Origin of the sequence: Halorubellus amylolyticus (assembly GCF_034808145.1) — an archaeon.
Taxonomy (GTDB): Archaea; Halobacteriota; Halobacteria; order Halobacteriales; family Natrialbaceae; genus Halorubellus.
On record NZ_JAXHGM010000001.1, the window covers coordinates 806,883 to 828,222 of the forward strand.

Annotated in this window: 24 protein-coding genes; 11 read left to right on the forward strand and 13 right to left on the reverse strand. The window is 69.7% G+C overall.

Features of this window, described 5'->3' with window-relative positions; translation table 11 throughout:
* Positions 1–117: 117 nt before the first annotated feature.
* Both SM754_RS04085 and SM754_RS04090 read left to right on the forward strand, forming a co-directional pair.
* Positions 118–879 (forward strand): helix-turn-helix domain-containing protein, encoded by a 762-nt coding sequence (locus SM754_RS04085; protein ID WP_323674930.1) that lies wholly within the window; start codon positions 118–120, stop codon positions 877–879.
* Between the two features lie 63 nt (positions 880–942).
* A complete protein-coding gene (locus tag SM754_RS04090) occupies positions 943–1,401 on the forward strand; it encodes a pyridoxamine 5'-phosphate oxidase family protein (protein ID WP_323674931.1) in 459 nt (152 codons plus the stop codon).
* A 57-nt stretch (positions 1,402–1,458) separates the two neighbouring features.
* On the opposite strand, the gene SM754_RS04095 is transcribed toward SM754_RS04090, so the two are convergent.
* The 4 genes from SM754_RS04095 to SM754_RS04110 form a co-directional block, all read right to left on the reverse strand.
* Complete coding sequence (locus tag SM754_RS04095; RefSeq protein WP_323674932.1) at positions 1,459–1,605, reverse strand: DUF7560 family zinc ribbon protein; 147 nt, start codon at positions 1,603–1,605, stop codon at positions 1,459–1,461.
* Between the two features lie 83 nt (positions 1,606–1,688).
* Complete coding sequence (locus tag SM754_RS04100) at positions 1,689–2,435, reverse strand: YkgJ family cysteine cluster protein (RefSeq protein ID WP_323675250.1); 747 nt, start codon at positions 2,433–2,435, stop codon at positions 1,689–1,691.
* A 108-nt stretch (positions 2,436–2,543) separates the two neighbouring features.
* The gene (locus SM754_RS04105) at positions 2,544–3,311 is read right to left on the reverse strand and encodes an MBL fold metallo-hydrolase (protein ID WP_323674933.1); all 768 of its coding nucleotides are present in this window, start codon (positions 3,309–3,311) and stop codon (positions 2,544–2,546) included.
* A gap of 184 nt (positions 3,312–3,495) precedes the next feature.
* Positions 3,496–3,774, reverse strand: a complete 279-nt coding sequence (locus SM754_RS04110) for a helix-turn-helix domain-containing protein (RefSeq protein WP_379761780.1) — start codon at positions 3,772–3,774, stop codon at positions 3,496–3,498.
* Positions 3,775–4,003: 229 nt separating this feature from the next.
* Here SM754_RS04110 and SM754_RS04115 point away from each other — a divergent pair, with 229 nt between their 5' ends.
* Entirely contained in the window at positions 4,004–4,408 is a 405-nt protein-coding gene (locus SM754_RS04115) for a pyridoxamine 5'-phosphate oxidase family protein (RefSeq protein WP_323674934.1), read from the forward strand.
* 51 nt (positions 4,409–4,459) lie between these two features.
* Here SM754_RS04115 and SM754_RS04120 read toward each other — a convergent pair whose 3' ends face one another.
* The gene (locus tag SM754_RS04120; RefSeq protein WP_323674935.1) at positions 4,460–4,606 is read right to left on the reverse strand and encodes a hypothetical protein; all 147 of its coding nucleotides are present in this window, start codon (positions 4,604–4,606) and stop codon (positions 4,460–4,462) included.
* 88 nt (positions 4,607–4,694) lie between these two features.
* On the opposite strand from SM754_RS04120, the gene SM754_RS04125 reads away from it, so the two are divergent.
* Complete coding sequence (locus tag SM754_RS04125; protein WP_323674936.1) at positions 4,695–5,399, forward strand: class I SAM-dependent methyltransferase; 705 nt, start codon at positions 4,695–4,697, stop codon at positions 5,397–5,399.
* Positions 5,400–5,655: 256 nt separating this feature from the next.
* Positions 5,656–6,558, forward strand: coding sequence for a glycosyltransferase family 2 protein (locus tag SM754_RS04130; RefSeq protein WP_323674937.1), 903 nt, complete (start codon positions 5,656–5,658; stop codon positions 6,556–6,558).
* A 30-nt stretch (positions 6,559–6,588) separates the two neighbouring features.
* Here SM754_RS04130 and SM754_RS04135 read toward each other — a convergent pair whose 3' ends face one another.
* A complete protein-coding gene (locus tag SM754_RS04135; protein WP_323674938.1) occupies positions 6,589–7,413 on the reverse strand; it encodes an amidohydrolase family protein in 825 nt (274 codons plus the stop codon).
* Positions 7,414–7,580: 167 nt separating this feature from the next.
* Between SM754_RS04135 and SM754_RS04140 the strand changes: the two genes are divergently transcribed.
* Complete coding sequence (locus SM754_RS04140) at positions 7,581–7,769, forward strand: hypothetical protein (RefSeq protein ID WP_323675259.1); 189 nt, start codon at positions 7,581–7,583, stop codon at positions 7,767–7,769.
* Positions 7,770–7,968: 199 nt separating this feature from the next.
* On the opposite strand, the gene SM754_RS04145 is transcribed toward SM754_RS04140, so the two are convergent.
* Positions 7,969–8,301 carry a DUF7344 domain-containing protein gene (locus SM754_RS04145; protein WP_323674939.1) on the reverse strand — a complete coding sequence of 111 codons (333 nt, stop codon included), beginning with the start codon at positions 8,299–8,301 and terminating at the stop codon, positions 7,969–7,971.
* 212 nt (positions 8,302–8,513) lie between these two features.
* Here SM754_RS04145 and SM754_RS04150 point away from each other — a divergent pair, with 212 nt between their 5' ends.
* Positions 8,514–10,934: a GAF domain-containing protein gene (locus SM754_RS04150; protein WP_323674940.1), complete on the forward strand. Its 2,421-nt coding sequence runs from the start codon at positions 8,514–8,516 to the stop codon at positions 10,932–10,934.
* Between the two features lie 143 nt (positions 10,935–11,077).
* Positions 11,078–12,463, forward strand: a complete 1,386-nt coding sequence (locus tag SM754_RS04155) for an APC family permease (protein ID WP_323674941.1) — start codon at positions 11,078–11,080, stop codon at positions 12,461–12,463.
* Between the two features lie 68 nt (positions 12,464–12,531).
* Here SM754_RS04155 and SM754_RS04160 read toward each other — a convergent pair whose 3' ends face one another.
* The 3 genes from SM754_RS04160 to SM754_RS04170 all read right to left on the reverse strand — a co-directional run bounded on the left by SM754_RS04160 (position 12,532) and on the right by SM754_RS04170 (position 14,535).
* Positions 12,532–13,164 carry a trimeric intracellular cation channel family protein gene (locus SM754_RS04160; protein WP_323674942.1) on the reverse strand — a complete coding sequence of 211 codons (633 nt, stop codon included), beginning with the start codon at positions 13,162–13,164 and terminating at the stop codon, positions 12,532–12,534.
* On the reverse strand, positions 13,161–13,928 hold the full coding sequence (locus SM754_RS04165; RefSeq protein ID WP_323674943.1) for an SAM hydrolase/SAM-dependent halogenase family protein: 768 nt from the start codon (positions 13,926–13,928) through the stop codon (positions 13,161–13,163). Before SM754_RS04165 ends, SM754_RS04160 begins: the two co-directional genes overlap by 4 nt.
* A 64-nt stretch (positions 13,929–13,992) precedes the next feature.
* Positions 13,993–14,535, reverse strand: coding sequence for a nicotinamide-nucleotide adenylyltransferase (locus SM754_RS04170; protein WP_323674944.1), 543 nt, complete (start codon positions 14,533–14,535; stop codon positions 13,993–13,995).
* A gap of 166 nt (positions 14,536–14,701) precedes the next feature.
* Between SM754_RS04170 and lonB the strand changes: the two genes are divergently transcribed.
* The 3 genes from lonB (at position 14,702) to SM754_RS04185 (ending at position 18,124) form a co-directional block, all read left to right on the forward strand.
* The gene (lonB, locus tag SM754_RS04175) at positions 14,702–16,846 is read left to right on the forward strand and encodes an ATP-dependent protease LonB (RefSeq protein WP_323674945.1); all 2,145 of its coding nucleotides are present in this window, start codon (positions 14,702–14,704) and stop codon (positions 16,844–16,846) included.
* Between the two features lie 6 nt (positions 16,847–16,852).
* Positions 16,853–17,692, forward strand: coding sequence for a CPBP family intramembrane glutamic endopeptidase (locus SM754_RS04180; RefSeq protein ID WP_323674946.1), 840 nt, complete (start codon positions 16,853–16,855; stop codon positions 17,690–17,692).
* 63 nt (positions 17,693–17,755) lie between these two features.
* A complete protein-coding gene (locus tag SM754_RS04185) occupies positions 17,756–18,124 on the forward strand; it encodes a hypothetical protein (RefSeq protein ID WP_323674947.1) in 369 nt (122 codons plus the stop codon).
* 7 nt (positions 18,125–18,131) lie between these two features.
* Here the strand turns inward: SM754_RS04185 and SM754_RS04190 are convergent, their stop codons facing one another.
* The 3 genes from SM754_RS04190 to SM754_RS04200 all read right to left on the reverse strand — a co-directional run bounded on the left by SM754_RS04190 (position 18,132) and on the right by SM754_RS04200 (position 21,231).
* Positions 18,132–19,349 carry an MFS transporter gene (locus SM754_RS04190; RefSeq protein WP_323674948.1) on the reverse strand — a complete coding sequence of 406 codons (1,218 nt, stop codon included), beginning with the start codon at positions 19,347–19,349 and terminating at the stop codon, positions 18,132–18,134.
* Between the two features lie 226 nt (positions 19,350–19,575).
* Positions 19,576–20,046 (reverse strand): MGMT family protein, encoded by a 471-nt coding sequence (locus SM754_RS04195; RefSeq protein WP_323674949.1) that lies wholly within the window; start codon positions 20,044–20,046, stop codon positions 19,576–19,578.
* Between the two features lie 210 nt (positions 20,047–20,256).
* Positions 20,257–21,231, reverse strand: a complete 975-nt coding sequence (locus tag SM754_RS04200) for an alpha/beta fold hydrolase (RefSeq protein ID WP_323674950.1) — start codon at positions 21,229–21,231, stop codon at positions 20,257–20,259.
* Positions 21,232–21,340 lie beyond the last annotated feature (109 nt).

Consider the following 21,340-nt stretch of genomic DNA (forward strand, 5'->3'; position numbering starts at 1 on the left):
GGGTCGTTCTTACTACAACATACTGACGGGTGCCCCTCGTCTTGACACCCATAGAACGATGGGGGTTTAAGTCAGTTCGGGGAAGGAATTACGGGAGTGCGTCGAGACGCCACCGACATGAGCGACGGCATCCGAGCGGAGATACGCGTGGACGGCCCCACCGGCTGTCCGGCGACGCGCGTCGTCGACGACACCGGGACGACAGCCGAGGACGTCACGCGCGCGGTCTCGCGCGATGGCGAGCGCGTCGTCGAGGAGTTCCTGCTCGCCGACCCCGTCGGCGTCGACGTCGGCGGTACCGACGCAGCCGACGCCGAGACGGCGGGCACTGACGCAACCGACGCCGAGACGGGCGGTACCGACGAGGAATCGGACGGCGAGACCGCCGACGGACCCGCGGGCACCGACCCCGACGTCACCCCGCGACTCGTGTTCGACTACGGCGACCACGCGACCTACCGGTTCGAACGCGACCGCGACGTCGCCTGTCCCTGCGAGGTCGTCGAAGCGCACGACTGTCCGACCGCCGACGTCGCCATCCGGACCGACGGCGTGCACGTCACGTTCCACGTCCCCGACATGACCGCGCTGCAGGCGCTCGTCGCCGACCTCCGCGAACAGTTCCCGTCGCTCGACGTCAAGCGCCTCCTCCGGTCCACGGGCGACGCCGGCGCGCACAACCTCGTGTTCGTCGACCGCAGTCGCCTCACCGAACGACAGCTCGAGGTGCTCGAGACCGCGCACCGGATGGGGTACTTCCAGCACCCGAAGGGCGCGAACGCCGGCGAGGTCGCCACCGAACTCGACATCACGCGGTCGACGTTCAGCGAACACCTCGCCGCCGCACAGAGCAAGCTCCTCGACGCCATCCTCGAATGACCGTCGGTCGCGGTCATCGCAACCCCACGGGTTTTACGTGTGCCAGGTCCGGAGTACCTCGTGATGGCCGACGTACGTAGCGTATCGCTGACGACGACGGAGATCGAGGCGTTCCTCGGTGACGCGGGGACCGGCGTGCTCTCGCTCGCTCGCGACGACGTCCCCTACTCGTTCCCGGTCTCGTACGGGTACGCGACCGACGACGGCGAGTTCTACCTCCGCCTCGGGTACGACGACGACAGCACCAAAGCGGCGTTCGTCGACGAGCCCTGTCCGGCGCAGCTCGTGGTGTACGAGGAGGCGGCGACGGCGGACGGCTCGCTCGACATCAAGAGCGTCGTGGCGGCCGGTGAGCTCGTTCGCATCCCGAAGGCAGAGCTGACGCCGACGGACGTGGAGCGACTCGGGAAGGCGCGCACCCCCGAGTTCGAGGTGTGGGAGCAGGCGAAGGAGGACATCGAGTTCACGGTGAACAAGCTCGTTCCGGACACCATCACGGGGCGACGGAACGTGTCTAAGTGACGGAGCGAACGACGGGCGAACCGGTGGGGGTTCGAGCGGTGACGGCGGTTCGAGCGGTCACGGCGAGTTGAACGCGCCGTCCGGAGCGGGCGTCCCGCAGACGACGCAGCCGTGCGCCTGGATGGCCTCCTTCATCGACTCGTTGACGTCGATGGATTCGGCGCATTCCGGGCACTCGAACCGGTACTCGACTGACTGACTCATCTCGTCTGTACGTACACCGCCACGCCACAATAAAAGACACCCATCATTTGAGGGTGCGTGAGAACGCGCCGGGACGGATGCGTTCAGGTGTCCTCGGCGGGCGTCTCGTCCGCGAGTGGCGTGCCGTCCTCGCGCTTCGCGCCTTCGGAGTCGTGGACGACGACGTCGTCATCGGCGTCGACGGGTTCGTAGTTGTCGCGGACGCCGATCGCTTCCTCGAGCTCGCGGACGGCGCGCTCCTTGAGTGCCGCGGCGAGCGCTTCGGCGTCCTCGCGCGCGATGTCACGACCGAGGCCCTCGCACTCGTGGGCGCGGACCACGCCGGCCTCGTCCACGGCGTCGCCCATCGGCTGACTGGTGCCGCCGAGAGCGACGCTGAACGGATACGTCTCGCAGATGAGCGGTCGGTCCTCGTGGACCGAGCACGCGCCGGTGCCGTCGGCGGCCTCCTCGTAGAACGCGCAGTCGCCGCACGCGTCCGTCTGGAGCGCCCACTCGAACGTCTCGCCGCTGACCGTGCCGTCCGTCGTCTCCGTCAGTCCGTACGGCATCGGGCGTGCGACGTCACGCCAATCATACGACTCCTCGTCGGCGGTCCCGTCTCCCCCCGCGTCGTCGTCCACGTCGCCGTCGTCGACTGCGCGGTCGTTCGACGCCTGGAGCGTCCGTACCTCGTCGGGGAACACGGTCGCCGTATGGGGGTCGTCGGCCTCGCTCTTGCAGCACGCGCCACAGCGCGTGCACTCGAACCCGATGGTCTCGATGGCGTCGGCGAGCTCGGACTCGTTGAGGTCGTGAGCGCGGTCGAGTTCGGTCTCCAGGGAGTCCACGTCGTCGTCGACGAGACCCACGGACAAAAGGCGCTCGTCGTCCCCGCGACGACGAGCGCCGGCCGCGGTCGCGAAGCCGGTCGGCGATAGCGGTGGCTCCGCGTCGGGTCAGCTCGTGGCGTGGATGCGCCCGCGCTCCCAGCGGACGCGGCCTTCGTGGACGAGCTTCTGGACGTGCGCGTGCACGGTCGCTTCGGCGAGGTCGCGGACGTCGCTGACGTCCTTCTCGTACGCGGCGTCGGTGATCGCGGAGATGGTGTCGGCACCGTCCGCGACGGCGTCGAGGACCGTCCGCTCGCGGTCGAGTCGATGTGCGAGAAGTCGCTCGCACGTCTCGCGCGGCTGCTCGACGGTCGGGCCGTGACCCGGGTGGAGGACGCCCGGGTCCATGGCGTGGAGCCGACGGAGCGCGGTGAGGTACGCGCGGAGGTCGCCTTCGGGATGGCCGACGACGACGCTCCCGGCGGCGACCGCGAGGTCGCCGCAGAGGACCGCGTCGCCCGCGCGGAACGCGACGTGGTCGACGGCGTGCCCGGGCGTGTCCACGACGGTCAGGTCCGCGAACGTGGTGCCTTCGCGGAACGTCTCGTCGGGGTGGACGCCGGTCGCGTCCGCGAACAGGTCGGTGCGACCGTAGCGGGCGTGCGTGGTCGCGTCGAGTGCGTCCGCGTAGTGTGCGACCGCGCCGACGTGGTCGGGATGCGTGTGCGTGACGACGACGTGTTCGACGCCGCGGTCGGCGACGGCGTCGTCGAGCGCGTCGGTGCGGGCGGCCGGGTCGACGAGGACCGCTGGGTCCTCGCCGACGACGTACGCGTTCGTCGACCCGGTCGGTGCTCGCGTCGCGACGTCGACGGGGACGCGCGTGACGTTCATGCGCGAGCGAACGGTGCGGTCGCTGATAGTGATGGCGCTCGACGACGGGTCGGGCGGCGTGGAGAACGGTTGACCGGAGAGCCTGACCGCGGAACGGAGTGGACCTGACGGGAGTGAGGACGGTCGGCGGCGAGGGTGGCTGTGGTCGGGTACGTCGGTCGTGAGCTATTCGTCGGGTCGCCAGTCAGACGTTGAGGTAGTAGACCTGCTTGCGTGCGTCCTGGAAGGAGTACCGCGAGTTCACGAGGTCCTCGTCCTCGAGGCGGTTGAGGGCGTACCGGACGGTGCGGTCGGGGAGGAGCGATTCCTCGGCGAGCTGGCCCTGCGAGAGCGGCGAGTCGCTCTCGAGGACCTTGGAGACGAGCTTCGCGCTCGGCGGGAGTTCGCGGAGGCGGTCGCGGTATTCGGCGTCTGAGAGTACGTCGTCGTTCTGCGAGCGGTCGTCCGCGGCACTCATGCTCATACCACCGAGACAGCCGACGGTAGTGTTAAAGGTTGGCTACAGTGGGATACAAACTGTACGAACAATATAAGGTGTATTATTACCAAGGAAGGGGAAGTGTTTAAGATGGTTCGGTGCTCGGAACAGGGGTCGGGTCCGCTGTGCGAGCACGTGTCACGCCGGGCGTCGCGAGCCGGTCGGCGTTGCCCGGGGGCGACGGCTTTTGTCGCCGGCGCGCGAGCCCTCGGGCATGGCCGAGATTCCGCCGGAGTTCCACGACCTGTTCGAGCGCAAGTCCTTCGCGCACTTCGCGACGCTGATGCCGGACGGGACGCCGCAGGTGACGCCCGTCTGGGTGGACTACGACGTCGAGCGCGGGCACGTCCTCGTGAACACCGCTCGCGGCCGACGGAAGGAGCGGAACGTGGAGCGCGACCCGAAGGTCGGCATCGAGGTGAGCGACCCCGAGGACCCGTACCGATACGTGTCGGTACGCGGGAGCGTCGTCGCGGTCGACGAGGACGAGTCCTTCGAGCACATCGACTCGCTGACCCAGCGGTACTTCGAGCAGGACGAGTACCCGCACAAGGGCGAGGAGGGCGGGCCACGGGTCGTCGTCCGCATCGAACCGGACCGCGTCGTCACGAGCGGGTGACCGCGCTCCCCTCCGCGGCGGGCGTCGTCACGCCGACCGCGAGTGGGTTCGCTACGTCGACCGCGGCGTGGAGGGGTCGCGGTACGCACCGAGCAGCCCGTTGCATTCGGGGCAGTGAACGCGGAGCAGGTCGTCTCGCTCGTGGCGGACGAGCGCCTCGACGTCGACGTCGGCGTCGCAGTGTCTACAGTGCGCCATACGCTGTGGTATGGTATCGTGGCACAAATACGTGCGTGGCGAAAGTTCAGTACCGTTTTATCCCAGCAGTGGCCTACCGAGGGATACAGTGAAGGGACAGGAGTGGTATCAGGCCGACGACGTGGCCGCGGAGTACGACGACAAGCGCTTCTCGAGAGGGGGTCGACTCATCGACCGCCGCGAGAAGGAGGCGGTACTGGACGCCCTCGGCCCGCTCGAGGACAAGCGCGTGCTGGAGGTCGCGTGCGGGACCGGCCGCTTCACCGTGATGCTCGCCGAACGCGGCGCGGACATCGTCGGGATGGACATCTCCGCGGCGATGCTCGAAGAGGGCCGTGAGAAGGCGCAGGCCGCGGGCGTGTCCGACACCCTGGAGTTCATGCGCGGGGACGCCGCCCGCCTGCCGTTCCCCGACGACCACTTCGACAGCGTCGTCGCCATGCGGTTCTTCCATCTGGCGGACACCCCGAAGTCGTTCCTCGCGGAACTCCGACGCGTCTCGAAGGACCAGGTGTTCTTCGACACGTTCAACCGATTCTCGGCGCGCTCGATATACAACTGGGCGCTCCCGATGGGGTCGCGGCTCTACTCTCGATACGAGGTCGACTCGCTCCTGGAGAAGTCGGACCTCGAACTCGTGAACGCCGAACACGACTTCGTGTTCCCGTACGGCTTCTACCGCCAGATACCCGACGACGTCGCGAGCGCGTTCCGGTCGCTCGACACGAAGCTCCTGTCCGTCCCCGGGTTCGACCGGCTCGCATCGGTCTCGTACTGGGACACGCGCGTCTAGCCGCTCCCCGGCCTCCTCTCCCCGACGTCCGACCTCTCGTCGGCCGCCGACACCGACCTTCGAGCCGTAATCGGCCAGCGACGCCGACCTTCGAGTCGAGCGGTCGCGTACTCTCTGGCGCTTTCGCTTCCGGAGAACGCATAGCCATCCGGACCCAGGTTCACAAAATGGGCTTATCGGCGCGGATTCTCTCGGTTCCTGTGGTCGTGCGGTCGAGAGGAGACGATTTTTATACGAGTCCGCCCTTCGATGGGCTATGCACCTCTCGGTTGTCGTGTCGACGCTGAACGGCCGGGAGCAACTTGGCCGGGCTCTCGACGCGCTCGCGGCCGACGCCCCGGACGCCGAGGTCGTGGTCGTGAACGGCCCGTCCTCGGACGGCACGACGGGGATGGTCCGCGACCGCGAGGACGTGGACGTTCTCGTGGAGCTCTCCGAGCGGAACCTGAACGTCGCGCGGAACGCGGGCGTGCAGGCGGCGAGCGGTGACGTCGTCGCGTTCGTCCGGTACGACCTCGCGGTCGAGGACGGGTGGGCGGACGCGATCGTAGAGAGCGTCGAGGCTGGCGCGGACGTCGTCACGGGCCCGACCCATCGGACGGTTCGAGCGGGCGTGACGACGGAGTCCCGGGAGACGCGGACGGTCGCGGGCCGGGACGTGACGTTCGTCAACGGCGACAACGGCGCGTTCACGCGCGAAGCGCTGGACGCGGTGGACGGGTTCGACGAGTACCTCGAGACGGGTGGGTCGCGGGACGTCTCGCATCGCATCGCGGCGCTCGACTTCGACGTCACGTGGAACGGCGACGTGTGCGTGCGTGGCGAGTTCCAGACCGACGGCGGTCGCGAGCCGGCGGACTGGGGGGCGAGGTATCGGTCGCTCGCGTACCGGCTCGCGAAGAACTACGGCGTCCATCACGGTGCGCTCGCACACGTCGCGAAGACCGCGACGATAGACGGGGCGCGAGCGCTCCGGGACGTCGTCGGCGGCGGGAGCACGCCGTCGGCGTGGCTCGCGAACGGCAAGGGCGTCTTCGAAGGGATCGCCGTCGGCGCGAAGGACGGGCTCGCGGCGCGGAAACGGATGCCTTCGGACTCGCGGAACCCGAACGGTATCTCCTCGCGTGCGGACCGCGCGGTCACCCGGTACGAGCTCTGACGGGCGCTCGCGTCGACGGCGGCGGCGACCTCAGCGGCCGTCGGACGCGAGTTCCGGGACGATCCTGGTGGCGTTCTTCGAGAACGTGCGACGCATCTTGTCCTCGCTGACGTCGAGCGTCAGGACCTCCATGATGGCGACGTTCGGGTGTGCGTCGGGGACGCCGCTCCCGAACAGGACGCGGTCGGGGTGCTCCATGAGCGCGCGTTCGAGGGGGTCGCGGAACCGGACGTGGCTCGTGTCGAGGTAGCAGTCGTCGTAGCGATCGAGCAGGGAGATGGCGTCGTGCATCAGCTCGCGCTGCAGCGGGTAGCCGCCGAAGCCGGCGAGGACGACGGTGAACGACCGCGAGAGGAGGGTGTCGGCGACGTCCGCCGGCGGGAAGCCGCTGCCGCCCTGGACGACGACGGGGAGGTCGACGGCTTCGAGCGCGTCGAGCACGGCGTCGTCGGGGAGGCCGTCGGTCGCGGGGTCGAGCACGAACCCGTGGAAACGGTCGTCGTACGCGTACTGCTCGACGGTCTCGGGGTCGGTGTGGTGGTCGCGGCGGCGTGCGGCGAGGTTCTTCAGGCGACTGGTCGCGGCGGTCCCGGGGTCGCGTGGGCCGGTGAGGCGAGCGAACGCGACGAACGGTCGGTCGACGCTTCGACGTGCGACGCCGTTGTTCGCGGTGAGGTAGTCGGTGTCGGCGTCCTGGGTCTCCGGGAAGACGACGCTTCGGACGATTCCGGCCTGCCGCATCTCGCGCTCCAGTCGTTCCGGGTCGACGGCGCGTGCGCGGCCGCCGTCGTCTCGATCCGGCGCGAGGGTGGCGTGGACGTCGACCACGCGGAACCGGTGTTCCAGCTCCAGCATCTGTCCCGGAGTTCCTCGGCCGTCCGTAAGTCGTTACCGGCCACGGGAACGCGATGCGACAGGTCGTCGGTCGGGGACGGAGACGGCGTGCTAATCGCATGCAAGCGTCGGTATTCTGCGGTAAAGTAGATATACGACATCGAGCCAATAGGTAGTGGGTCTTACACGTGTCTCAGGCATCCTACGCACGACGCACCACGAGCGGTCAGCCGCCGTTCGTCCTCGACGAGGACAGTACGCGAACGCGCGGCAGCGACGCACAGCGGTCGAACATCGCCGCCGGTCGCGCCATCGCCGCGGCGACCGAAGCGGCGACGATGATCGTCCGCATCGACGACATCATCGCCGCGAACTGACGGCTTCCACTCGGTTCGCGTTCTGACTGCGTCGACGGCGTCCCGTCTGCTCGCCGCGATTGTACTGGAGAACGAGAGACGACGAACGGTTAGTGGGTGGTGGGCGTCCGGTTTCAGCGGGTGGTGGGGTTCGGCGTCAGCGGGTGGTGAGCGCTCGATGGGGGTGATGGGTGTTCGGTGGGGGTGACTACGCTGTGGGTCAGTCGACGAGTTCGTCGAGCGGCGCGTCGTGGGGCGTCACGCAGTTCGTGCTGGCCTCGTAGTCGACGACGTCAGCGTCGTCGAGGAGCGGCAGGTGGACGTGGTGCAGTGTCAGGCCGACCTCCTCCGCGGACGCGGTCCCCGTGTCGCTCGCTTCGCGACGCGAGACCGCGTCCGCCAACTCGCTGAGGTGGACGTCCGGTTCTCGCCCGACGAGGACGTCGCACGCCGTCCGTCGGCGTTCGTCGGCAAGCAATTGGTGTCGGGTGTTCTCGTCGAACGACACCCTCGACGACTGCTTAGTCGTGTGGTCGCTTGTCATCGGGATCATGGTGGTGGGGTGACCGCGACTGTCCGCGGACACTGTATGCGAACGGACCCACGCGGGAAACCCTCGCCTAGAACTACTTCGGTCCGCGCCGACGGCGATACTGACGCGATACCGACGTCCGCAGTCGAATCGGTCTCGTTCTCCCCCTCAACTGCCGACGTATCCGTCGAGATAGCGACCAGGTACTGGCCTCCGTCGATGGAGTTGTCCGGGTGGAGCACGAGGCGAACGACGTGACGAACGCGACACTGACCGACGCACTCCATCGGACGCTGTCCGTCTTCGAACCCGGTGTCCCACGGACGACGCCGGAGGTGACGGACGCGCTCGACGTCGGGCGACGGAGCACGTACACCCGACTGCAGCGACTCGTCGACGGCGGCCACCTCGACACGAAGAAGGTCGGCGCGAACGCCCGCGTCTGGTGGCAACCGCCCGACGCACCCGGCCTCGACGACGCACCTGGCCGCACCGACGCCACCGGCGTCGCCGACGGCCCCGAGCGACGGGCGTCCGACGACCGAGCCGTCGACCGGTACGAGACCGTCCTGGAGACCGTCGACCACGGCATCTACGCCGTCGACGAGGACGGCTATCTCACGCTCGTCAACGGCGCGTACGCGGAGCTGATCGGCGCGCCTCGCGAGGACCTCGTCGGCTCGCACGTCTCCACGGTCGTGAACGAGGACGTGGTCGAGCGCGCGAAGCGACTGGAGGCGGAGCTGGCCGCCGCCGACCGGTCGACCGCGGTCGTCGAGAGCGAACTCCGGCGCCCCGACGGCGAGACGTGGGTGGGGGAGGCGACGTTCGCGCTCATGGACGTGGGCGACGGCCACGAACGCATCGGTGCGGTCCGCGACGTCACCGAACGCCGGGCGCGGGAGCGCGAACTCGAGGTGCGGATGCAACAGCAGTCCGTCGTCGCCGACCTCGGGCAGCGCGCGCTCGCCGCCGACTCGCTCGACGACCTCCTCCGGGACGCCTGCCGGGTCGTCACCGAGACGCTCGGCACGGACTACTGCAAGATACTCGAACTCGACGCCCCCGGGGAGTCGCTCCTGTTACGCGAGGGCGTCGGGTGGGACGACGGCGTCGTCGGCACCGCCACCGTCTCCGCCGTCGAGAGCGAATCCCAGGCCGCGCACACGCTCTCGACCGAACGCCCGGTGGTCGTCGAGGACCTCGACGCGCACGAGGCTATTTCGGGGCCGGAGCTCCTGACGAGTCACGACGTTGAGAGCGGTATCAGCACGATCATCGGACCGTTCGAAGACCCCTGGGGTATCCTCGGGACGCACGCGACGGAGCGACGCGAGTACGCCGACCACGACGTCACGTTCGTCCAGTCGGTCGCGAACACGCTCGCCGGCGCCATCGACCGCGCCGGGTACGAGGCGGAACTCGTCAGACGCCGGAAGGACGTCGCCGCGCTGAACGCGCTCCACGAGGTCGTCTCGGACGTCACGGACGCGGTCGTCGACCAGTCCACGCGCGAGGAGATCGAGGCCGCGGTCTGCGAGCGACTGGTCGCCGCGGACTCGTACGCGTTCGCGTGGGTCGGCGACGCCGACGCGTCCCAGACGGTGAACGTCCGGGCGTCGGCGGGCGTCGACGACTACCTCGACTCGGTGACGATAACGGTCGACCCGGACGACGAGCGCAGCGGCGGGCCGACCGGTCGCGCGTTCCGCACCGAGGACGTCCACGCCTCGCGGGACATCCCGTCCGACCCCCGGCACGAGCCGTGGCGGGCGGCGACCGAGACCGCCGGGTTCCGGTCGTCGGCCGCCATCCCCGTCGTCCACGAGGACGCCACGTACGGCGTCCTGAACGTGTACAGCGAACGCCGGTACGCGTTCGACGAGCAGGAACGCGAGGTCCTCGGGCGACTCGGCGAGATCGTCGGGCACGCCATCGCGGCGGCCGAACGGAAGCGCGCGCTCATGAGCGACGACGTCGTCGAACTCGGCTTCCAGATACCCGACATCGTGCCCGCGGAGGCCTGGAGCGCGCCCGCGGACGCGTCGGTCGTCTTCGAGAGCGTCGTTCCCGTCGACGACGAGGAGTTCCTCCTCTACGGTCGCGGGACGTCCGGGACGCACGATGCGATAGCGGCGTTCGCGGACGCCTCACCGAACTCGAGCGAGCTGACGTTCCGGGAGCGAGCGGACGGCGTCGCGTTCGAACTGCGCGTCGCGAGCCCGCCGGTGCTGTCCACGGTCGCGGCGATCGGCGGCGAGGTGGACGAGGCGGTCCTCGACGACGGCGACCTCCGGTTGACGGTCCACCTGTCGCCGTCGGTCGACGCACGTCGCGTCATCGACGAGGTCGAATCGGCGTACGCGGACGCGCAGATGCTTCGACACGTCCAGGTGACGCGGTCGCGCGAGGACGCGACGACCGTCCGTCGGCTGCTCGAGACCGAGCTGACGGACCGCCAGTGGAGCGCGCTCGACGCGGCGTACCACGCCGGGTACTTCGAGTGGCCGCGGAACGCGGACGCGGAGACGGTCGCCGCGTCGCTGGACCTGGCGCCGTCGACGTTCCACCAGCACCTCCGGAAGGCCCAGCGCGGCGTCCTCGACGTCGTCTTCGAAGCGGGGGAACCGACCCGGAGACGCGGTCGCGACTGAACCGAACACCGAACACACGACCGAGCCGAGTATCGGGGACGCGACCGGGTCGAGAACCGAGCGTGGGCCGGGGGCCGCAGCGAGCGGCCTAGCTTCTTTGAACGGATTCCTTCCTGCGTGCGCGTCGGAGTTCGGGTCGAACGATGACCTCGGAGAACCTGGGGCTCGTCGGCGCGGTCTCGATGGCGCTCGGCGGCATGATCGGCGGCGGCATCTACGCGGTCCTCGGCGTCGTCGCGGGCATCGCGGGGACGGCGACGTGGGTCGCGTTCGCGCTCGCTGGCGTGGTCGCCCTCGCCGCCGGCTACTCGTTCAACGCGCTGAACAGGCTGGACGACGGAAGCGGTGGGGGCGTGACGTTCGTACAGTCCTTCGCGGACGACGCGCTCGGCGGCCGCGTCGATACCGGGACCATGGCGGGGATGGTCGGGTGGACGCTCCTCGTCGGGTACGTCGGGTCGATGGCGATGTACGCGTTCGCGTTCGCTGAGTTCGCGCTCTGGTTCGACGCCGTGCCCGAGCACGCGATGGGCGTCGGGCTCCGCCCGGCGATCTCGGTGCTTGCGGTCGCCGGGTTCGTCGCGCTGAACCTCCTCGGCGCGCAGACGACCGGGGTCGCGGAGGCGGTCTTGGTCGCGCTCAAGGTCGGCATCCTCCTCGCGTTCGGCGTCGTCGGCGTTGCGTACGCGGTCGGGTACGCGCCAGAGGTGTCGCTCCAGTCCGGGCTCGCGGACCTCGGCGCGGTGACGCCACTGATGGGCGCCGCGATATCGTTCGTCGCGTTCCAGGGCTGGCAGCTCCTGTTCTACGACCAGGAGTCCATCGCGGACCCCGTCTCGACCATCAAGACGGCGGTGTACGTCTCCATCCCGGTCGCGGTCGGTATCTACGTCCTCGTCGCGGTCGTCACGACGAACCTCGTCCCGCAAGCCCTGGAGCAGCATCCCCACACCGCGCTCGTCGACGCGGCGCGGACGATGGTGTCGCCGTGGGGCGTCGGGGGTCTCGCGGCGGTCGTCGTCTCCGCGTCAGCGCTGTTCTCGACGGGGAGCGCGATCAACGCGACGCTGTTCTCGAGCGCGCACTTCGCGAAGGGCCTGCTCTCCGCGGACCTCCTCCCCGACCAGGTCGGGGACGCGGCGGCCGAGGGCCTGCCGACGCGGACCGTCCTCGTCCTCGGTGCGATCACCGCCGCGCTCGCCGCGTGGGGGAGCCTGGACGCGATCACGTCGTTCGCGTCGCTCGCGTTCATCCTCGTCTTCGGCGGCGTCAGCGCGCTCGCGTTCGCCCAGCGCGACCGCGACGCCGTCGACCCCGTGCTGCCCGCAGTCGGCGCGGTCGGCGCGTTCGCGTTCTTCCCGCTGATGTTCCTCCACCTCTACGCGGCGCAACGGGAGACGTTCTGGCTCGTGCTCGCCGTCGCCGGCGTCGTCATCGCCGTCGAACTCCTGTACTTCGAGCGCGACGTCGTCGAACGCGAGGCCGAGCACGTCGAGAACGTCGTCGAGGACGGCCTCTCGGGCGACTGACGCGTCGCTTTCTCGGTCGTCTCCCCGAGTGGAGTGTCGCCATCGGCGCCGGCTTCCGTGCGGCCGCATCAGCCGACGGTCGGGAGGTGCCAGTCGTAGCGGATAGCGAGCACGCGGAGGGCGAACGCGAGACCGACGCACGCCGCGACGCCGCTCGGCCGTGGTGCGCCGGCAGAGCGCAGTACCCAGAACGCGGTGGCGCCGGCGAGCGTGCACGTCGCGTAGAAGTCCTCGACGAGGATGCCGGGCGTGCGACCGACGAGGAGGTCCCGTATCGCGCCACCGCCGGTTCCGGTGAGCATCGCGCACACGAGCACGCCGAACGCGGACAGTCCGGCCTCGGCCGCGACGATCGCACCGGTCGCCGCGAACGCGGACAGGCCGACGGCGTCGGGAACCTGGACGGCGAGCGAGTCCGTCGACAGCTTCCGGCCGTTCCGGACGAGCGCGACCGCGACGAGGACGCCGACGAGGACGAGGAGGACGTCCGCGGTCGCGGTGAGCGCGACGGGCGTCCGGTCGACGAGGAGGTCGCGCGTGATGCCGCCACCGAGCGCGGTGACGACGCCGAGGACGGCGACGCCGAGGACGTCCAGGCCCTCGTCGGCGCCGTCGAGCGCGCCGGCGAGCGCGAACGCGAGCAACCCCAGCCAGTTCAGGAGGTCGAACGCACTGACCGGAATCCACGGAACGCCCGTCATTCGACGCGGTCCACCCGGACCTCGTCGCCGGGTTCGAGGTCGAACGCGCGGTCGCCCCGGCCCTGGTTGACGTCGCACTCCACGTAGCCGTGACTGCCGACGGTCGCGAGCCACTGGCCGGCGGGGACCGCGGCGAACGTCTCGACCGCGGGGACCTCGCGGTCGTTCACGCGCACCGCGTCCACGCTATCGAGCACGCGCCCCGGGACGTTCGTGATGACGTTCCCGAAGTCGTCCACCGTCAGCACCTCGCCGACCGCGCCCGACTCGGTCGACGTCGCCTCGGGGAGTTCGCGGTCGACGAACTCGTCGACGCGCGTCGCACCGACGCGGTCGACGAACTCACCGAACCCGAGTCGATGGAGTTCCCCGGCCGCCGGCGCGAACACGTCCCGCCCGTGGAACGTCGACGACGCCGCGTCCTCGTCGTCGAGACGCCACGCGCGAAGCGACTCGTCGTCCTCGAGCAGCGCGCGCGCCGCCGGCACCACCACGCCGTTGTCCGGCGCGACGAACGCGTGCTCGCCCGCCCGCACCGCGAGCGCCGCCCGGTCCGTCCCCACCCCGGGGTCGACCACGACCAGGTGCACCGCCGGCGGGAAGCACGGCAGGAGCTCGCGCAGCCAGAACGCCGCCGCACGCACGTCCTGCCGCGGGAACTCGTGACTCACGTCCACCAGTCGCGCGTCCGGGTCGTGCCCCAACAGCACCCCCCGCATCGCCGCCGGATACGGCGACCCGAAGTCAGAGGACAACGTGATCATACACGGGCGTTCACGAACGCGCCGCTTATCGGTTTATCCTCGTCACCGGCCAACGCCATCGCGGTCAGTCCCGGTCGGCCTTCTCGCTGGTCGCGCCGTTCGAATCCGTCTCCGCGACCTGCTGGATGCGGTCCACGCCGCCGATCTCGTCGATGACGTCCGCGGCCGGGTCCGGGACGAGCGACCGCCAGTCCTCGCCCGCGATCATGCGGTCGCGGACCTCCGTGCCCTCGAGGACGTCCCGGTTGAACATCGGGGACTGCCGGACCTCGATACCGGCTTCGGTGAACAACCGGATGACCAGGGGGTTGTTCGAGTACGCGACGTCGAACGTCGGCGACATGGACTGGACGTGACTCACCCACACCGAGTTCCGGTCGAGGTCCTCGATGGGGACCGCGTACGTCGTCACGTCGAACTCGCGCAGGGACTTCGTGAGCATCATGATGCGCTCCCCGGCGGTGAACGGGTCGTGGGTCGTGTGGGAATCACCGGCGCTCCCGATGCCGAGAACGAGTTCGTCGACGTCCGCCGCGATCTCGGCGACCATGCTGTGGTGCCCGTTGTGGTAGGGCTGGAAGCGACCGATGTAGAAACCCCGCGTCATGTCTCACCCTGCACGACGCTGATTTATAACGGTGCTGGAAGCCGCCCGAGGCACAAACCGGCCACAGAAGCCGTCTCGGCGGCGAAAAGTCCATGCGGGTGTCGAGGCGAGTAGGAGGAAAGTATATCAGTCCGAATCCCTTCCGTTTCGATAGCGAATCACTTCTATGAGCAAAGACAGCGACACCACCGACGGACGCCCCGAATCGCCCGACGAGGTCGAGGAGGGGAGCGGTCAGCCGGACACGGACGTCCCCCGGGACGAGCATCCGGACCTGGGCGTCCCCGGCGGCCCCGAGACCGGAGTCGATGACTCCGGCGAGTCCGACGCTGGCTCCGACGAGGCGACCGGCCCGGACATCGACCGGCTCGGGAGCGACGTCGAAGTCGACGCAGAGATAGACGAGGAGGTCGCTGAAGACGACCTCCTCGGCGGCCTCCAGATCGAGAGCACCGACGAAATCGAGGTCCCGGAGCGGCTCGTGGACCAGGTCATCGGCCAGGACGAGGCGCGCGACATCGTCAAGAAGGCGGCGAAGCAGCGCCGGCACGTCATGATGATCGGCTCCCCGGGGACGGGGAAGTCGATGCTGGCGAAGGCGATGAGCCAGCTCCTCCCGAAGGAGGACCTCCAAGACATCCTCGTCTACCACAACCCCGACGACGGGAACGCACCGAAGGTCCGCACCGTGCCCGCCGGGAAGGGCGACCAGATCATCGAGGCGCACAAGGAGGACGCGCGGAAGCGCAACCAGATGCGCCAGTTCCTGATGTACATCATCGTCGCGGTCGTGCTCGGGTACGCGCTCATCCAGGGCAGTCTCCTGCTCGGCATCCTCGCGGCGGGGGTCGTCTTCCTCGCGTTCCGGTACTCGAGTCGCTCCACCGACTCGATGATCCCGAACCTCGTCGTGAACAACTCCGACCAGCAGACCGCGCCGTTCGAGGACGCGACGGGCGCGCACGCCGGTGCGCTGCTGGGCGACGTCCGCCACGACCCGTTCCAGAGCGGCGGGATGGAGACGCCGAGCCACGACCGCGTCGAGCCCGGCGCCATCCACAAGGCCAACAAGGGCGTGCTCTTCCTCGACGAGATAAACACGCTCGACATCCGCAGCCAGCAGAAGCTCATGACGGCCATCCAGGAGGGGAAGTTCTCCATCACCGGTCAGAGCGAGCGGTCGTCCGGCGCGATGGTGCAGACCGAGCCCGTGCCGTGTGACTTCATCATGGTCGCGGCGGGGAACCTCGACGCGATGGAGAACATGCACCCGGCGCTCCGCTCCCGCATCAAGGGGTACGGGTACGAGGTGTACATGGACGACACCATCGAGGACACCCCGGAGATGCGGCGGAAGTACGCGCGGTTCATCGCGCAGGAGGTCGAGAAGGACGGGCGGCTCCCGCACTTCACGCGGTCGGCGATCGAGGAGATCATCCTCGAGGCCCGGCGTCGTGCGGGCCGAAAGGAGCACCTGACGCTGAAGCTCCGCGACCTCGGCGGGCTCGTTCGCGTCTCCGGCGACATCGCTCGCGCGGAGGACCGCGAGCACACGACCCGGGAGGACGTGCTTCGTGCGAAGCGCCGCAGTCGCTCCATCGAGCAGCAGCTCGCCGACGACTACATCGAGCGCCGGAAGGACTACGAGCTCACCGTCTCGGAGGGCGACGTGGTCGGGCGCGTGAACGGCCTGGCGGTCATGGGCGAGGACTCCGGTATCGTCCTGCCCGTGATGGCCGAGGTCGCACCGTCGCAGGGGCCGGGGCAGGTCATCGCGACCGGGAAGCTCCAGGAGATGGCGGAGGAGGCGGTGCAGAACGTCTCCGCGATCATCAAGAAGTTCAGCGACGAGGACATCAGCGAGAAGGACATCCACATCCAGTTCGTGCAGGCCGGCCAGCAGGGCGTGGACGGTGACTCCGCGTCCATCACGGTCGCGACCGCGGTCATCTCGGCGCTGGAGGACGTGCCGGTGAATCAGAGTCTCGCGATGACGGGGTCGCTCTCCGTGCGCGGCGACGTGCTCCCCGTCGGTGGCGTCACGCACAAGATCGAGGCGGCGGCGAAGGCGGGCCTCGACACGGTCATCATCCCGGCGGCGAACAGCCAGGACGTGATGATCGAGGACGAGTACGAGGAGATGATCGAGGTCATCCCCGTGAACCACATCAGCGAGGTCCTCGAGATCGCGCTGACGGGTGAGACGGAGAAGGACTCGCTCGTCGACCGTCTGAAGAACATCACCGGGAAGGCCTTGGAGCAGAAGGTCGGTCGGTCCGGTGCGAGCGGCGGGTCGCCGAGCCCGCAGTAACGCGCCGTGACGGCGTGGACGACGTTCGCGTCGGTCGCGGGCGTCGTCACCGTTCTCTTGCTGTTGGCGTCGCATACGACCAGCCGGCGGTTCGACGACGACGAGGACGCGGGACCGCGCGGCGGGCGGGTCGACGCGGACGCGGTCGATTCGAACCCGAGAGATGCGGTTGCACCCCGCGAGTTCGGGGCAGACGTCGAGGCGGCTGACGCCGTCGAGGTGCCGGGGGTTCGCGAGCGGGGGGCGGCGAGGCCGCCGGCGCTCTCGCAGCCGATGCTGTTGCTGAACGTGGCGTTCTCGCAGGGGGTGTTCGCGGTGGTTCTCGTCGCGGCGGCGGTGCTCGCGGACGTGCCGCGTGGGGCGCTCGGACTCGGTGGTGACCACGTCACGTGGTGGTTCGTCGCGGTCGGCGCGGCGCTCGGCGTCGGGTTGTACGCGGCGAACGAGGTGGGTGGTTCGCTCGCTGACGCGGCGGGCCTCGGGCAGAGCGAGGAGTTGCGCGAACTTCTCGCGCCGACGTCGCGACGCGGGTGGGTCGTCCTGCTCGGTGGCGTCCTCCCCATCGTCGCCGCGTTCGAGGAACTGCTCTTCCGTGGCGTGCTCGTCGGTGCCTTGGCTACCGGTTTCGGCGTGTCGCCGTGGCTGCTCGTGCTCGTGTCGTCGGTCCTGTTCGGGCTCGGGCACGGTGCGCAGGGGCGCCTGGGCGTGCTCGTCACGGGCACGCTCGGCGTCGTGCTCGCGGCCGCGTTCGTCCTCTCGGGCAGCCTCGTGGTCGTCGTCGTCGCGCACTACCTCGTGAACGCGCTCGAGTTCGTCGTCCACGAGAGCGTCCTCGGCGCGGAGTGACGGCTCGACGCCGCCAGGGCCGAATCGACGCCTTCACGCGCTCGCCGGTTCTTGAGGCGAGCAATGAGTGATGGCGACGGTGAGACGACCGACGAGGTGAGCGCCGCGGAACCGACGGGTGGCTGGCTGTTGCTCGCGGTCCTGGTCGTCGGCGTGCTCTCGATGCTGCTCGTGGGCGCGCTCCTGGAGGCGCCGGTGGCGACCGAGACGACCGACCTCGGTATCGGGTTCGCGTGGTTGCTCGCCGCGGCGTACGTCGGCTTCCGGATGGAGGGCCGGCCGACGGTCCGCCTCGTCGGGTCGGTCGCGTTCGTCGGTGCGGCCATCGCGCGCTTCGTCGCGCTCCTGTTCCCGAGCACGCTCCTGGAGGCCGCGAGCCTCCTCGGGCTGGTGGTCGGTGCGGGAGCGATGCTCCTCGTCGCTCGCGACTGACCCCGGTTCAGTCCGAGGTTGCGGTCGCGTCGACGCCACTGTCGGCCGCGTCGGCCCCCGGACTCGCGCGGACGGGGTCGACCGCGAGCCAGATGACGGCGCCGAGGACGGCGAGCGCGACGCCGAAGGCGGCGACGCCGTCGAGAGCGCCGGCGACGTCGGTGACGCGCCCGGCGACGAGCTTCCCGGCACCGGAGACGAGCGAGAGCGCCATCGACGCGCCCGAGAGGACGGTCGCGCGGCCGACGTCGTCGAGCCGGTCGTTCAGGTACTGGTTCTGTAGCGGGCGCGTCATCGTCCTGATGGCGCGGTTCAGGAACACCACGGGGACGGCCGCGACGGGGACGACAGCGATCGCGGCGAACGCGACGCCGTAGACCGCGGGGAGGGCGGCGAACGCGCCGCGGACGCCGAACCGGTCCTCGACGGTCCCGGAGAGCGACGCGGCGCCCGCGGACACGAGCTTGAAGCCGGCGTAGAGGACGCCGAGGCCGGCGACGGGGACGCCGACGGCGCGCAGCATCGGTTGCTCGAACGGCCGGGTGGCGGCGAACGCGGTCGCGAACACGGCGGCGTACGCGACGAACCAGCGGACCGCCGGTCGGTGCGCCTGGGCGCGGAGGAGCGCCACGGCGTCCCGGAGCCCGAAGCGCTCGTCGTCGCCGGCGGTCTCGACGGCGGGGAACGAGTAGAGGATGGGGAGGCCGACGAGCGCGAGCGCGGCGTTCGCGAGGAACGGCGCGGCGGGCTCGACGGTGTAGAGGACGCCGCCGAGGACGGCGGCGACGGCGCTCGTGCCCAGGACGATGGCGTTCGCGCGGCCGTCGACGCGAGCGTACTCGTCCTCGTCGCACGTCGACTGGAGGACCTCGTAGAGCCAGGCGTCCTGGGTGCCCGAGCGGAACGCCCAGCCGGTCGCCCAGACGCCGAACAGGACGACGTACCCCGCGCGGTTCGGGACGAACGGGAACGCCATCATGATGCCGGCGCGGACGGTGGCGCCGACGGCGAGGCTCCCGCGACGGCCGAGGCGGTCACCGAGGTAGCCGGTCGGTATCTCGGCGGCGACGAGCGCGAACGAGAACGTCGCGGACAGCACGCCGAGGAACGCGAGGTCGAACCCCTTGTCCTGGAGGAACGCGAAGTAGATGGGGAGGTAGAACCCCGACGCGTTCGTGAGCTTGAACGCGTAGAACCGCGCGACGAGCGAGTTCGGTCGTCTCATGTCTCTAGGTCGGGCCGGAACGCCCGTGAAAGTTTCCGGAAACTGACTTTTGTAAGCGAGCTTCCGTAACCGCGTTTTTGTAGAGAAGACGTCATCTATGCGCCGCGACGTCGCCGGGATCCGTCCCGAGGTGGCGACGAACGGGCGTCACCGACGCGACGAACTCGACGAAGATATATCGGAACCGACTGCTCTACGACGCCCCCACGTGCTCGGCGGCCAGCCGTCAGAGGTCCTCGAGCGACCGGAGCTTCTGCTCGACCTGCGGCGGGAGCGCGCTCGGGCCGTCCCGCACGCGGTGGTCGGGGAAGACGACGGGCAGCGGGTTCTCCGCGAGCGCCTCCCGGACCGTGACGACGTCCTGGTCGTCGTCCGCGGAGAGCGTCGGCGTCATCTTCGCGAGCTGTTCGACGCTCACCTGCTCGCCGTACCCGACCTGCCGGAGCGTCTCCAGTACCTTCCGCTCGCCGGTCGGGACCGTCAGTCCGACCTCGACGTCCGCGAAGTCGTCCTCGCTGATGCCCTCGCAGTACCGCTCGAAGCGGTCGAGGAGGTCGTACTCGTCGCTCGCGCCGTCGTCCGGGAAGTCGGGGAACGACACGGAGATGACGCGCCCGCTGGCGACGCCGAACTGCACGTACCGGTCCAGATACTCGATCTCCCTCGCGTAGATGCCGGCTGTCTCGGCGGCGTCCATGCACGAACCGAGGCCCACCACGCCCTTGAAGCTTCCTCGCCGACGAGACGCGAGCGGACGCCGGCCGACGACGTGGACGCGGCCGAGGATACCGGTCGGCGTGTACAACGTGAGCGTGAAGGCCGCCCTCCAGACCGGCGTGCCGAACGACCACCTCGGGCGTGCGGCGGCGACGGCTGCCCGCGAGTCGTCGCGGGCAATCGCTCTCGGTCAGTCGCGGTCGTCGCTCTCGTCGAGACGCGCGAGGAACGCGTGAATCTCGGCGAGCGCTGCGTCTTCGGCAGTGAGGACAACGTGGTGGCCGGCGCCGGGAACGTGCACGAGGCGGCCGTCCGGGAGCGACGCGGCGAGGTCCAGGTCGGTCGCGCGCTCCTCGACTGGCGAACCGTCCCGTATGGAGCCGGGGACGGTCGCGTGGTCGCGCCGGAGGACGAGCGCCGGGACCTCGACCTCCGGGAAGACGTCCGCGAGCGCCGGGTAGCCCGCCCGGGGAACCGCCGCGACGTGTTCGCTGGTCCGCTGGTCGGAGCGCGCGAACGTCGCGTACAGCTCGGGCGGAATCTCGTCGACCGCGGACGCGGGGTCGTCGTCCGGGTCCTCGTACGCCGCTAGCAGTTCGTCGAAGGACTTCGCGAGGTCCTCGCGGACGTCCTCGCGCATCTCGGTCGCGATCTCGTCGAGGTCGAGGTCCGCCATCGATCGCAGACCCGCGGGGTCCTCCGTGACGACGCCCGCGACGCGCTCGGGATGCTCGGCGGCGGTCTTCGCGACCGTCGACCCGCCCATCGAGTGCCCGTAGAGTACCGGGTTCTCGAGGTCGAGGGCGTCGAGGACGCCGACGAGGTCGGCGACGCGGTCGGCGGGCGCGTAGCCGGATTCGGGGGCGTCGGTGTGGCCGTGCCCGCGGGCGTCGTACGCCACGACGTCGTAGCCGTCGTCGGCGAGGGCGTTCACGACCCGGCGCTTGCAGCGGGCGTCCTCGAAGAACCCGTGGGCGACGATGACGGTCGCGGCGGCGTCCGCGGCGTCCCGGCCAGCGCGGTAGTACGAGACCTCGATGTCGTTCGCGACGACGACGTTGTGCGTCCAGCGGTCGGGGACGACCGGGTCGCCCTCCTCGCCGCGGAACGGGTCCGGCGTGGGTGCAGTCTCGTCGCTGGGGGCGGCCTCGGGCGTCGGAACCATACTCGAATGTGTCGAAGAGGTGGAATGAGCCTTCCGGTCCAAGCGACGACGGCATCGACCACGGTATCTGGTCTCTCGGTGGGCGTGGACGCAAGCCTTATGTACGAAT